The sequence below is a fragment of the Bradyrhizobium sp. Rc3b genome, from assembly GCF_900114915.1.
Lineage (GTDB): Bacteria > Pseudomonadota > Alphaproteobacteria > Rhizobiales > Xanthobacteraceae > Bradyrhizobium.
The window spans coordinates 1-12,682 of sequence record NZ_FOUS01000024.1; the positions used below are offsets into that span (position 1 = coordinate 1).

The window sequence follows — 12,682 nt, forward strand, 5'->3', positions numbered from 1 at the left end:
CCCAGCGCCTCCTCCAGTTCGCGCTCCGAAAGACCGTAGAGCGACTGCAGCAGCACCGCGCGAAACAGCACAAGCACCGGATAGCCTGGACGACCGGGGCTCCCTTCATCCCGCAAATGACCGATCAGCTTCTCGAACCGGTACCACTTGACCAGGCCAGCCAACCGATCCAGCGCCGCATTGGCGCCGGCGCCCTTCGGCATCAGCGCTTCCACAAAGCTCGGCTGTCCTGTCCGCTTCACCGCCATCGTCATTCCCCCAAGGCTTTGCCCTAGGGAATCACAACTGGCGGATTACGCAACAGGCCCCTTGTGGGAGAAGGTGGCGCGAAGCGCCGGATGAGGGGTATCTATCCGCACGGAATACGCTGAGACACACCCCTCACCCAAGTGAGCCTGTGTCTGCCGGCGTCGCTGCCCTCTCCCACAAGGGGCGAGGGCACATTCATGCGCATCGCGCTCGTCGCAAAATCAGAGATCCCGCTCCCAGGTCTCGCCGACCAGATCGGCGCCGAAGCTGTGGTGCTTCTCTTCCTTCACGAGCTTGAATCCCGCACTTTGATAGATGCCGCGTGCGGCAACCAGGATGCTTTGCGTCCACAGCGTCATCCTGCTGTAGCCGCGCTCGCGTGCACCCTGGATGCATTGCTCGACCAGCGCGCGGCCGACACCGAGCCCGCGCGCTTTCTTCTCCACCTGCAACAGGCGCAGCTTGGCGATCTCGTCGGTGGCCTTGACCAGGAAGATCGAGCCGACCGGCTCGCCGCCCACTTCCGCGATCCAGCAGTGTTCGCGCGCGGCATCGTAGTTCTTGATGAACTGTGCGCAGATCTCGGCGACCAGCGCCTCGTAGCTGATGTCCCAGTTGTAGTCCGCGGCATAGGCGGCGGCCTGCTTGGAGATGACCCAGCCCATGTCACCGACGCGGTGGCTGCGCAGCATGAAAGCCGCAGGCTGGGTTCGACGTTGCTCCAGCACGGCCTCGATGGTCGCCATGGCCTGCGTGAGCCGCGTTGCATCGCTGGCCGAAAGCTGGGCCAGCATTGCGGCGACCTCGTTTTGCGAGCTCAGGTTCAGCTTGGCGTAGGTCTGGCGGCCCTTGGCGGTGAGGCTGAGCTGGTATTGCCGGCGATCGGCGGGCAGGGGCCTTCGCGTGATCAGCCCCTTTTCGTCGAAGCTTTGCACGATGCGGCTGAGATAGCCGGGGTCGAGGCCAAGCTCGTTTCCGATCTCCTTTGCCGCCAGCTCGTCGCGATGCGCGAGTTCGTAGAGCACCCGGGCCTCGCTGAGCGAGAACGGGCTCTTTCCGAGATGCTGGTCGAGCACACCGAGCTTGCGAGTATAGAAGCGGTTGAAGGCGCGGACCGCCGCGATGCGATCGTCAGCGACCTGTTCGATCGCAAGGGCTGATGGGGAAGAGCTTGATGGCATGGGGCACCTCGATACTTGCCATTGTCAATTAATTATTTGACTTTGGCAAGTATGCGGTGACTTCAGCCGACCATGACGATCCGGCTGCGCAGCATGGTCCGGGACGAGCGGCCGAGCCGGCGCAGCAGCCGTGCCTCGGAACGGCGGGCCTGCGGCGGGTAACCGCCGATCCGGTCGTAATGATCACGCGCAATCAAAAGACCCTGATCGCCGAGCGGGCCGATCACCCTGCGCACCACGGCCCGGAGGACGTCGCGCAATCCGGTATCGGCGTAAGGCGAGCGCGCATAGCGGAACACGGCAGCACGGTCCCGTCCGCTGGTCGCGACGGCCTGGATGAACTGGGTGGTTTCCTCGATCCAGCCGGTTTCGAGCATGGCGCCTGCGGGCAGGAACATCAGCCACGGCGAGCGGGCCTGGAGCGCGCCGGCCGCGAGCGCGGCGCCTTGCGAAGATCCCTCGAAGCCGACGAAACGGCAGCCTGCGACGTCGGCAACCCGCTCGATGACGCCATTGCGGGTGCCGTCGACCAGAAGCACCTCGCGGATGACGCCGGCGGCGGCCCCGGGGACCAGCGCGGCCAGAGTCGCCACCGCGGTCTGCTCGACGCCTTCGGTCGGAATGATGACGCTCAGCATGATTGAGGCTTCAATGTCTGCACTTCGGGAGAAGCGTAGCTTGTTATGATGTTGTCATAAACACGTGGCGTTGCCGAGTGCAACTTTCCGGCCGCGCTTCGGCGTGCGATGGTAAACTGCAGCCAGTCCTCGCAGCCAAATGTGTCACGCGCGGGTTGGCGATGTTGCCGAATGTTTCGGCACAAGTGCGTCCCGGGGGTATTAACCCGGAGTTTTACGGCGACATTGCGCGGCGCGCGGGTAGCCGGCTCCTGCAGGGAGGGTGCGCCCTGCAAGAAAGGTTCGAACGGGAAATGTGTGACTTTGGTGCCGGCGGAGGCTTCCTGTGAACGCCGATCAACTCGCTGTTGGCACGGCGTCAACGTCGCCGAAGCCGGAGGCTGCGCCGACCTTGCGGATCCGCGCGCTGATGCTGGGCGACCGCATCAACGCCGCCGGTCTCGAGATCGGCACGCTGGTCTCGTCGACGCCCGCCGCCTTCCGCGTCCATGCCGGCCTTGCCGTGATTTTCCGTTACGGCGTCGTGGTGCTGATCGGGCTGCTCCCGTCCGAGGAGAAAGTGCTGATCGACAGCCTGAAGCCGCGGGTGATCGGCGAGCTCAGCCCATATGAGGAAGAGATCGCGCAGGCACAGCTCTGCAAGGATGAGAGCGCCGAGGCCATCCAGCCGGGCGGGCCGATCTGCCTCGCAAAGTTCTCCGACGACCGTCTGCTGCTGGTTGCGGACGCGCTCGCCAAGAGCACGTCGCTGGCGCGCGACGAGCGCCGCGTCGCCGCGGTCTTCGATGTGATCGAGCCGTTTGCACGGGAGCTCGCCGAGCACGGCCGCACGCCGCGCCGTCGCAAGGGCATCCTGCAATTGATCGGCAATGCACTGCTGGTGCAGCAGCGCGTCGCCGGCCGCGTCGCGATCGCCGAGAAGCCCGACGTGCTCTGGGAGAAGCCCGAGCTCGACCGGCTCTATTCCCGCCTCGAGGACGAGTACGAGCTGAAAGAACGCCTCGACACGCTCGAGCGCAAGCTCACCGCGGTGTCGGAGACCGCCAACGCGCTGACCGACATCATCGACACCCAGCGCTCGCTCCGCCTGGAGATCGCGGTCGTGGTGCTGATCGTGATCGAGGTCGCGATCGGGTGTTTTCAGATATGGTCGGGAACGCATTGAGCGTTTTTTTCGCGCGCTGTTGTGCCTCAATCTCCACGAGTCCGGTGTCGTAGGGTGGGCAAAGGCGCTCTTGCGCCGTGCCCACCAGCTGTCGCCGCGGGAGAAAGATCGTGGACACGGCGCTTTTCCGCCTTTGCCCACCCTACGATATTGTCCCTTTAGGTTGCAGCACCGCTGCACAGGTGGCGTGCGATCGTCATCTCCTCATCCGTCGGGATGACGAACACGTCGACGGCGTTTCCGCCCCCGCTGATCCGCTCGCGCGCCGCGTCATTCGCCGTCGCATCGATCCGCACGCCGAGCCAGCCGAGCCGCTCGCCGATCGCGCTGCGGATCTCCTTGGCGTGCTCGCCGATGCCGCCGGTGAAGACCAGGCAATCGAGGCCGCCAAGCGTGGTCGCCATCATCGCGACCTGCTGCGCCGCGCGGAAGGTGAAGAGATCGACCGCCTCCCGTGCGGCAATCTCGCCGCTCGCCAGCAGCGTGCGCATGTCCGCGGAGATGCCGGAGACGCCGAGCAGGCCCGACTGGTGATAGAGCAGGTGCTGGACATCCTCGATCGACATCTTCTCGTGCTGTTGCAGATAGAGCAGCACGCCGGGATCGATCGTGCCGCAGCGCGTGCCCATCACGAGGCCGTCAAGCGGCGTCAGTCCCATGGTGGTGTCGACGCTGCGGCCGTTGCGCAACGCGCACAGGCTGGCGCCGTTGCCCAGATGCGCGATGACGGTGCGCTTGGCGACGACCTCCGGCGCAATCTCGGCGAGGCGTCCCGCGACATATTCGAAGGAGAGGCCGTGAAATCCGTAGCGTCGCACGCCTCGTTCCTCGTAGTGCCTCGGAATCGCGAAGCGGCTCGCGGGCGGCGTCAGGCCGTGATGGAACGCCGTGTCGAAGCAGGCGATCTGCCTCAGCGCTGGCCGGATCGCCGCGAGCGCGCGAATTGGCGCGAGGCACCGCGGCTGGTGCAGTGGCGCCAGCGGCGTCAATGCCTCCAGCTTCGCGGTGACGTCGTCCGTCAGCGCGACCGGGCCTGAATAGTCCGGCCCGCCATGAACGATGCGATGGCCGACGGCGCGCAGATCACGTTCGCCGAACCGGTCCTCGATGAAGGCGAGCACATCGGCGAACAGATGGTCGCCGTCGGCGTCCGGCGCCTCTGTCCGCGTCTCGAACAGGTCTTGGCCCGCGGGGCTCTTCACCACCAGCCGGGGCTTTGCCTCGTGCTCGTCGAGCAGCCCCTTGCAGAGCAGGCTGGGTTCAACAGCAGAGATGTCGAACAGGCCGAACTTGATGCTCGACGATCCCGAGTTGAGGACGAGGACCGTGTCCGGCATGGCTAATCGCCGGCCTCAGTCGGGGTATTGCCGCCGGAGCTGTTGGGCCAGACCCATTCCTGGACATCGGGCATGTCCTCGCCGTGCTCGCGCACGTAGCGCGAATGCTCGATCAGCTTGTCGCGGAATTGCTGCTTCGCCTGCGCAGCTTTGGCCGCCAGCCCGGGCACGCGTTCGATCGCCTCGATCGCGAGGTGGTAGCGGTCGAGCTCGTTGAGCACGACCATGTCGAACGGCGTCGTCGTGGTGCCTTCCTCGGCAAAGCCGCGCACATGCAGGCCGGCATGGTTGGTGCGGCTATAGGTCAGGCGGTGGATCAGATAGGGATAGCCGTGATAGGCGAAGATGACAGGCTTGTCGCGCGTGAACAGGCTGTCGAAATCGCGGTCCGAAAGCCCATGCGGATGCTGATCCCTGGGCTGCAGCGTCATGAGGTCGACGACGTTGACGACGCGGATCTTCAAATCCGGCAGCGCCTTGCGCAACAGATCGACGGCGGCGAGCGTCTCCAGCGTCGGCACATCGCCGGCGCAGGCCATCACCACGTCGGGCTCGCCCGTTGCATCTTCCGTCCCTGCCCAGGTCCAGATGCCGATGCCGGCATCGCAATGCGTGGCCGCTTCCTGCATCGAGAGCCATTGCAGCGCCGGCTGCTTGCCGGCAACGATGACGTTGATGCGGTTATAGGTCCGCAGGCAATGGTCGGCGATCCACAGCAGCGTGTTGGCATCCGGCGGGAAGTAGATGCGAACGATATCGGCCTTCTTGTTGGCGACGAGATCGACGAAGCCGGGATCCTGATGGCTGAAGCCGTTATGGTCCTGCCGCCAGACATGCGAGGTCAGGAGATAGTTGAGCGAGGCGATCGGGCGCCGCCATGGCAGATCGCGCGTGACCTTGAGCCATTTGGCGTGCTGGTTGAACATGGAATCCACGATGTGGATGAAGGCCTCGTAGCAGGAGAAGAAACCGTGGCGTCCGGTGAGCAGATAGCCCTCGAGCCAGCCCTGACAGAGATGCTCGCTCAGCATTTCCATGACGCGGCCGTCCTGCGCGAGGTGCACGTCGTAAGGCTCGATCGGCTCCATCCAGACCCGCTCGGTCGCCTCGAACACCGCATCCAGCCGGTTTGACGCGGTTTCGTCCGGGCCCATGATGCGGAAATTGCGCTCCTTCGCGTTGAGGCGGATGACATCGCGCAGGAATTTGCCGAGCTCGCGCGTCGCTTCGGCTGCGACGCCGCCGGGTTGCGGCACCTCGATTGCGAAGCTGCGGAAGTCCGGCAGCTTCAGCTCCTTCTTGAGCAGGCCGCCATTGGCATGCGGATTGGCGCCCATGCGGCGAATGCCTTCGGGCGCGAGCGCCTGAAGTTCTGGAATGAGCGCCCCGCTCTGGTCGAACAGCTTTTCCGGCTCGTAGCTGCGCATCCAGTTTTCGAGCACTTTGAGGTGCGCCGGGTTCTCGCGACAGCCCGCCACCGGCACCTGATGCGCGCGCCAAAAGCCCTCGACCTTCTTGCCGTCGACCTCTTTCGGGCCGGTCCAGCCTTTCGGGCTGCGCAGCACGATCATCGGCCAGCGCGGCCGCTCGACTGCCTTGCGGCCGTCGCGGGCGTGCTGCTGGATCGAGCGGATGCTGGCGAGCGCAACGTCGAGCGCATCCGCCATGGCCTGATGCATCAATTTGGGATCGTCGCCCGCGACGAACAGCGGCTCGTGGCCGAACCCGCGGAACAGGTCGCGGATCTCGCTGTCCCGCATCCGCCCGAGCACGGTCGGGTTGGCGATCTTGTAGCCGTTCAGATGCAGGATCGGCAGCACCGCGCCGTCATGCGCGGGGTTCAGGAACTTGTTGGAGTGCCAGGAGGCCGCGAGCGGGCCGGTTTCCGCTTCGCCGTCACCGACCACGCAAGCCACGATCAAGTCGGGATTGTCCAGCGCCGCACCGTAGGCGTGCACCAGCGCGTAGCCGAGCTCGCCGCCCTCGTGGATCGAGCCCGGCGTTTCCGGCGCCGCGTGGCTCGGAATGCCGCCGGGAAAGGAGAACTGCCTGAACAGCTTGCGCAATCCGTCCGTGTCGCGCGCGATGTCGGGATAGATCTCGCTGTAGCTGCCTTCCAGATAGGTGTTGGCGACCATGCCCGGCCCGCCATGGCCGGGACCGCAGACATAGAGCACGCTGACATCCAGCGCGCGGATGACGCGGTTGAGATGGGCGTAGATGAAGTTCAGGCCGGGCGTCGTGCCCCAATGGCCGAGCAGACGCGGCTTGATGTGCTCGGCCCGCAAGGGCTCGCGCAGCAGCGGATTGTCGAGCAGGTAGATTTGCCCGACGGAGAGGTAGTTCGCGGCGCGCCAGTAGCGATCGAGGAGGTCGAGGTTGCTGCTTGCCGCGGCCGATTGTTGTTGATTTGTCATGTTCCTGCTGACCTTCACCCGGCGATCGTCACCAACATTGTTCCGCGACGATTGATCCCTGGCCGGCATCAAACGAAATCGTTGCGACGGGTGTGTTGCGTGAGGTCAAAGGACCGCGCCCGAAATTTGAGCGGCTACTTTGCATGGGGTTGTTTTCCCATTTTTTGTTTGTGTTCTTGATTTGTTCCGTTGTCGTGCTATCTTGGCTTCATGAGTCCAGCAGCATCCTCTCATGCTCTCAAACACCCGCCGGTCAAGGCGCCCTCCGAGCCGGCGGGTGTGGACTCTGACTTTCCAGAGCTTGGCGTCGCCATCGACCGCGCACGCAGGCGGGGGCGGGGCGCACAGTCGAATGCCAGCGGCCGCTATGAGGCCGAGGCGCGCGTCGCCTTCGACGACGGCTGGCAGAGCCTGGAAGAGCTGCCGCCGTTCAAGACCAGTGTGGGGGTCGACACCTCGCGCAAGGTGATCACCCGCAACGATTCCCCCGATATCGGCTTCGACCGCTCGATCAATCCCTATCGCGGCTGCGAGCATGGCTGCGTCTACTGCTTCGCGCGGCCGACCCATGCCTATCTCGGCCTGTCGCCCGGGCTCGACTTCGAGTCAAAGCTGTTCGTCAAGCCCGAGGCGCCGGCGCTGCTGGAGAAAGAGCTCGCCGCGACCGGCTATGAGCCCCGGATGATCGCGATCGGCACCAACACCGATCCCTATCAGCCGATCGAGCGCGAGCGCAAAATCATGCGCGGCATCCTCGAGGTTCTCGAGGGTGCCGGCCATCCCGTCGGCATCGTCACCAAGTCGGCGCTGGTGGTGCGCGACATCGATATCCTCGCGCGGATGGCCAAGCGCAACCTCGCCAAGGTCGCGATCTCCGTCACCTCGCTCGATCCGAAGCTCGCGCGCACCATGGAGCCGCGCGCCTCGACGCCGCCGAAGCGGCTGGAGGCGCTGAAGCAGCTCTCGGACGCCGGCATTCCCACCACGGTGATGGTTGCGCCTGTAATCCCCGCGCTGAACGATTCCGAGATCGAGCGCATCCTCGATGCTGCCGCCCATGCCGGCGTCAAGGAAGCCTCCTATGTGCTGCTGCGGCTGCCGCTGGAGGTGCGCGATCTCTTCCGCGAATGGCTAATGGCGAACTATCCCGACCGCTATCGCCACGTTTTCACGCTGATCCGCGACATGCGCGGCGGCCGCGACTACGATGCGAAATGGGGCGAACGGATGAAGGGCACCGGACCAATGGCCTGGACCATCGGCCGCCGCTTCGAGATCGCCTGCGACAGGCTCGGCCTCAACAAACGGCGCTCCAAGCTGACGACCGATCACTTCGCGCGGCCGAAGCGGAACGGCGATCAGCTCAGCCTGTTCTGATCGGGGAAGTGGAAGAGGCGTCGCATGGTCAAGGAACTTCACCCGCCGGTGCCGCGGCTCACTGTCATCACGCTTGGCGTCAGCGATATCCGTGCCAGCATCGCTTTTTACGACGCGCTCGGTTTTGCGCGCCGGCTAAAGGCGACCGGCGAGGCCGTCGCTTTCTACGATACCGGTGGCCCGGTGCTCGCGCTGTATCCCTGGGATCAGCTCTCGGCCGACGCGACGTTGCCGGACCAGCCGAGGCCATCGACCTTCCGCGGCATCACGATCGCCTGGAACTGTCGGACCCGAGAGGAGGTCGATGCGGTGCTGGCCTTTGCTCTCGGCAAGGGGGCAAAGCTGCTGAAGGCCGCGCACGAGACCGATTATGGCGGCTATTCCGGTTATTTTGCCGATCCCGACGGCCATCCCTGGGAGGTCGTGGTCGCGCCCGGCATCGAGGTCGGCGAGGACCGGCGGGTGCATCTGGCGGAATAGGGCGGCCTGAATAACGGGAATTGCGCGGGGTTCCCGGTTGCGCCGGCCGGGCCGCTTGCGCACGATCCCCGCCATGATTCGGGACAAGTCCGCCAAGACATCCGCCACGACACCGGCCAAAGACGCGCCAAAGAAGGACGCAGCGAAGAAGGCAGCGCCCGCCAAGGCCGGCAAAGCGCCTGCGACCAAAACAACGACCGTTCCCGCAGGCAAGAAAGGCATCATCGCGGTCGCACCGCCGAGCTTCCGGCGCGAGCGCGCGCTGATCAAGCGCGGCGTCTGGCCGGTCGCCGGCTGCGACGAAGCCGGCCGCGGGCCGCTCGCCGGCCCCGTGGTAGCCGCGGCCGTGATTCTCGACCCCGACCGGATTCCGCGCGGCATTGATGATTCCAAGCGCCTGACCGCCGAGGAACGCGAAAAACTGTTCGACAAGATCTGCGCCACCGCCCAGGTCTCGGTCGCCGTCGCCTCGCCCTCGCGAATCGACCGCGACAACATATTGCGCGCCTCATTGTGGGCGCTGAAGCGCGCCGTGGTGGCACTGCCGGAGGCGCCGAGGCACGTCTTCGTCGACGGCCGCGACCGGCTCGACACTCCTTGCGATTGCGAAGCCGTGATCGGCGGCGATGGCATCGTGCTGTCGATCGCGGCGGCCTCCATCATCGCCAAGGTGACGCGCGACCGCCTGATGTGCGCGCTGGCGCAGGACTGCCCAGGCTACGGCTTCGAGCAGCACAAGGGCTACGCCGTCCCCGAGCACCTCGACGCGCTCGACCGTCTCGGCCCCTCGGTCCATCACCGCCGCTTCTTCGCCCCGGTTGCGGCGGCGCGTGCCAAGCACATGCCGTGGACCGTCGAGCCGGTGCAGGATCTGTTTACGGTGACCGAGGTCGAGGTGCCGGTGGAAGCCAGCGTCGAGATCGACGCGTCGGCGGGTCTCTAACGGCTCTCTCCGCTGCCCTCTTCGCCTCTCCCGCCTGCGGGGAGAGGCCGCTTCCATCCGAGATGGGATGCGGGTGAGGGGCAGCCTCCGCGAGTCCATCTGTCACAGTGATTACCGACGCAGCCCCCTCACCCTGACCCTCCCAGCGCGAGCGAAGCTCGTCGCGCCCCGTAAGAACGGGGAGAGGGAGCACACCGTCGTTGCCACGACGCGTGACGCCCCTTATCAAAGTGTTTGTGAGCGAATAGGGCCGGCTGGACGGGTTGGCTGCATCTTTCGGACGTTGCATGCGGTTTACCTCCCTGGTCATCGAGCTCATTCGCGCCCGGCCGCGGCTGATCGTCTGGATCGCCGTGCTGCTGCAGGCCGCGATGTGGCTGTTCGTGGCGCTGGTGTTCTACCGCAGCCCGCCCGGCAGCCTCGCGACGCTCCTGGCTTTCGGACGTGAATACCAGGTCGGCACCGATCTCGGTCCGCCCTTGCCGGTCTGGCTCGCCGACATCGCCTATCGCGCCGCCGGCGGCCACATGTTCGGCGTCTATGTGCTGGCCGAGCTCTGCGAGATCGCGACGTTCATTGCGCTCTATCACCTCTCCCGCGCCGTGGTCGGCTCGCAGCAGGCGGTGCTCGCGGTGCTCTTGACCATGACGGTGCTCGCCTTCTCCTCGTCGGCGCTCGACTTCGGCCCGCTTGTCCTGGCCCGGCCGCTCTGGGCGCTGCTGCTGCTGCACTCCTGGCAGATCATCGGCCAGCGCCGCGGCAATGCCTGGTTCGCCTGGTCGATCGAGGCCGGTCTCCTGCTGCTGACGACGCCCGCGGCGATCTTCCTGTTGCTGCTGCTCGTCGTCTTCGCGGTCTCGACCGCTGGCGGCCGCCGGACGCTGCGCGCGCTCGATCCGCTGTTCGCGCTTGTTGTCGTCGCGGTGCTGGCGCTGCCCTATGCGGTCTGGCTGATGCGTGCCGAGACTCTCGTGATGCCGGCCCTGCCGCAAGTTGCGGAACTGAATGCCCGCGCCCTGCATGCGGCCTGGCTGTTCGGCGGCCTCGTGCTCGGGGCCGCTGCGATCCCGGCGCTGACCTTCCTCAACGCCGGCCTGTTCGCCGGCAAGGGCGAGGAGCCGCCGATCATCTTTAGGCCGCCGGTCGAGCCGCTGGGGCGCAACTTCGTCTATTTCTTCGCGCTGGCGCCTGCGCTGGGCGCGGTGCTGATCTCCGGCCTGCTCGGGCTCGAGTCCGTCGTCGGCGGCGCCGGCGTCGTGCTGGTTGTGTCCGGGCTTGCCGTGGTGGTCGCAGCCGGCGATCTCATCGCGATGCGCCGTGCGCGGATGCTGCGGACGGTCTGGGCCGCCGCCGTCGTGGCGCCGGCCGTCGGCGTCGTGCTCGCCGTCCTGCTGCTGCCCTGGACCGGCACGAACGAGATCGCGACCTCGATGCCGGCGCGCGCGATCTCGGACTTCTTCGACGAGAGCTTTGCCCGCCGCACCAACCATCGCCTGCGTGCGGTGGCCGGCGAGACCCAGCTTGCGAGCCTGATCACGCTGCATTCCGGCCGGCCGCATCTCTTCATCGACGCCGACCCTGCGCGCACGCCGTGGCTCAATCAGGCCAAATTCAGCGAGACCGGCGGCGTCGTGGTCTGGCGTGCCTCCGATACCGCCGGCACGCCACCGCCGGACATCCTCAAGCGCTTTCCCGGCATCGTCCCGGAGGTGCCGCGCGCCTTCGAATGGCTGGTGACCGGTCGTCAGCAGCTCCTGCGCGTCGGCTGGGCCATCGTGCGGCCGAAGGGGACGTGAGCCGCGCGCGTTGTTACGGACGCTGAAATCGTAGGGTGGGCAAAGGCGCAACGCGCCGTGCCCACGATAAAGGTGGTGGGCACGCTTCGTTTTGCCCATCCTACGAGAGCTGCGTGCCGCACCGCGTCCGGGACACGAGAGCTCACTAGCCCGCCAGCACCTTGGCGATCGCGCGCAGATCCTGCCAGGCCAGCCGCTTGTAGGACGGCGAGCGGAGCAGATAGGCCGGATGGAACGTCGGCAGCGCGCGGATGGTGCGCCCGCCGGCGTCGTAGTCGAACCAGCGCCCGCGGGTGCGCATGATGCCTTCGCGCGTTCCGAGCAGCGTCTGCGTCGAGGGATTGCCAAGCGTCACCAGCACGTCGGGATTCACGAGCTCGATCTGGCGCTGGATGAAGGGCAGGCAGATCTGCGTCTCCTGCGGCGTCGGCGTGCGGTTGCCGGGCGGCCGCCACGGAATCACGTTGGCGATGTAGGCCGTGCTGCGGTTGAGCCCGATCGCGCCGATCATGAGATCGAGCAGCTTGCCGCTGCGCCCGACGAAGGGCAGCCCCTCGATGTCCTCGTCGCGGCCCGGCGCCTCGCCGACGAACATGATACGCGCCTGCGGATTGCCGTCGGCAAATACCAGCCGCGTCGCAGTGTGTTTCAGCGCGCAGCCCTCGAAGCTCTGCATCAGCTCGCGCAGCGCTTCCAGCGTCGGCGCAGTGCGCGCGGCCTCGCGTGCGGAGGCAATTGCGATGTCCGGCGCCGGTGTGGCCTCGCCGCGCATGGCCGCGGGGGCGGCGACAGGACGAGGTGCCTCGACCGGAGGCGCCACGCGCGGGGCCGGCGGCGGCGCATCCAATTCCGCCAGGCGGTCGATCGGTTCCTCCGCGAGCGCGCAATCGACACCGGCCTCCAGATAGAAGGCGAGAAGCTCGCGGACGGTGGGTGCGGGTTCGGGTATCATGGGAAAGTCTGACTATTATAGCATAGCGTTTTCGAGCGAAGTGGCCACCCGGTTCGCGTGAAGAAAACGCGTCAAAAAAGATGGGACCTCGCCGGTTCTGGCCTACCAGAACCGGGGAGGTCCCGTTTAGGGCGCCTTGCACCCCCC

The 12,682-nt window shown here is 66.1% G+C and carries 10 protein-coding genes and 1 pseudogene; 5 read left to right on the forward strand and 6 right to left on the reverse strand.

The features are described from left to right. The 3 genes from BM190_RS36685 to BM190_RS36695 form a co-directional block, all read right to left on the reverse strand. A partial coding sequence (locus tag BM190_RS36685) for a transposase (protein WP_129591019.1) occupies positions 1 to 248 on the reverse strand: 248 nt, incomplete at its 3' end. A gap of 222 nt (positions 249 to 470) precedes the next feature. Then, on the reverse strand, positions 471 to 1,430 hold the full coding sequence (locus tag BM190_RS36690; RefSeq protein WP_092262377.1) for a bifunctional helix-turn-helix transcriptional regulator/GNAT family N-acetyltransferase: 960 nt from the start codon (positions 1,428 to 1,430) through the stop codon (positions 471 to 473). Positions 1,431 to 1,492: 62 nt separating this feature from the next. Then, entirely contained in the window at positions 1,493 to 2,068 is a 576-nt protein-coding gene (locus BM190_RS36695) for a glycosyltransferase family protein (RefSeq protein ID WP_092262379.1), read from the reverse strand. Positions 2,069 to 2,393: 325 nt separating this feature from the next. Here BM190_RS36695 and BM190_RS36700 point away from each other — a divergent pair, with 325 nt between their 5' ends. After that, positions 2,394 to 3,233, forward strand: a complete 840-nt coding sequence (locus BM190_RS36700; RefSeq protein ID WP_092262384.1) for an RMD1 family protein — start codon at positions 2,394 to 2,396, stop codon at positions 3,231 to 3,233. Positions 3,234 to 3,375: 142 nt separating this feature from the next. Here BM190_RS36700 and BM190_RS36705 read toward each other — a convergent pair. After that, positions 3,376 to 4,570, reverse strand: a pseudogene (locus BM190_RS36705) (acetate/propionate family kinase). Positions 4,571 to 4,572: 2 nt separating this feature from the next. Continuing rightward, the gene (locus BM190_RS36710) at positions 4,573 to 6,987 is read right to left on the reverse strand and encodes a phosphoketolase family protein (RefSeq protein WP_177237504.1); all 2,415 of its coding nucleotides are present in this window, start codon (positions 6,985 to 6,987) and stop codon (positions 4,573 to 4,575) included. Positions 6,988 to 7,197: 210 nt separating this feature from the next. Between BM190_RS36710 and BM190_RS36715 the strand changes: the two genes are divergently transcribed. The 4 genes from BM190_RS36715 (at position 7,198) to BM190_RS36730 (ending at position 11,583) form a co-directional block, all read left to right on the forward strand. Further along, positions 7,198 to 8,364 carry a PA0069 family radical SAM protein gene (locus tag BM190_RS36715; RefSeq protein ID WP_092262390.1) on the forward strand — a complete coding sequence of 389 codons (1,167 nt, stop codon included), beginning with the start codon at positions 7,198 to 7,200 and terminating at the stop codon, positions 8,362 to 8,364. Positions 8,365 to 8,388: 24 nt separating this feature from the next. Next, complete coding sequence (locus BM190_RS36720) at positions 8,389 to 8,844, forward strand: VOC family protein (RefSeq protein ID WP_092262392.1); 456 nt, start codon at positions 8,389 to 8,391, stop codon at positions 8,842 to 8,844. A gap of 73 nt (positions 8,845 to 8,917) precedes the next feature. After that, positions 8,918 to 9,787 carry a ribonuclease HII gene (gene rnhB / locus BM190_RS36725; protein ID WP_092262607.1) on the forward strand — a complete coding sequence of 290 codons (870 nt, stop codon included), beginning with the start codon at positions 8,918 to 8,920 and terminating at the stop codon, positions 9,785 to 9,787. 287 nt (positions 9,788 to 10,074) lie between these two features. Next, positions 10,075 to 11,583, forward strand: a complete 1,509-nt coding sequence (locus BM190_RS36730) for a glycosyltransferase family 39 protein (RefSeq protein ID WP_092262395.1) — start codon at positions 10,075 to 10,077, stop codon at positions 11,581 to 11,583. Between the two features lie 145 nt (positions 11,584 to 11,728). Here the strand turns inward: BM190_RS36730 and BM190_RS36735 are convergent, their stop codons facing one another. Then, positions 11,729 to 12,535 carry a uracil-DNA glycosylase gene (locus BM190_RS36735; RefSeq protein ID WP_092262399.1) on the reverse strand — a complete coding sequence of 269 codons (807 nt, stop codon included), beginning with the start codon at positions 12,533 to 12,535 and terminating at the stop codon, positions 11,729 to 11,731. Positions 12,536 to 12,682 lie beyond the last annotated feature (147 nt).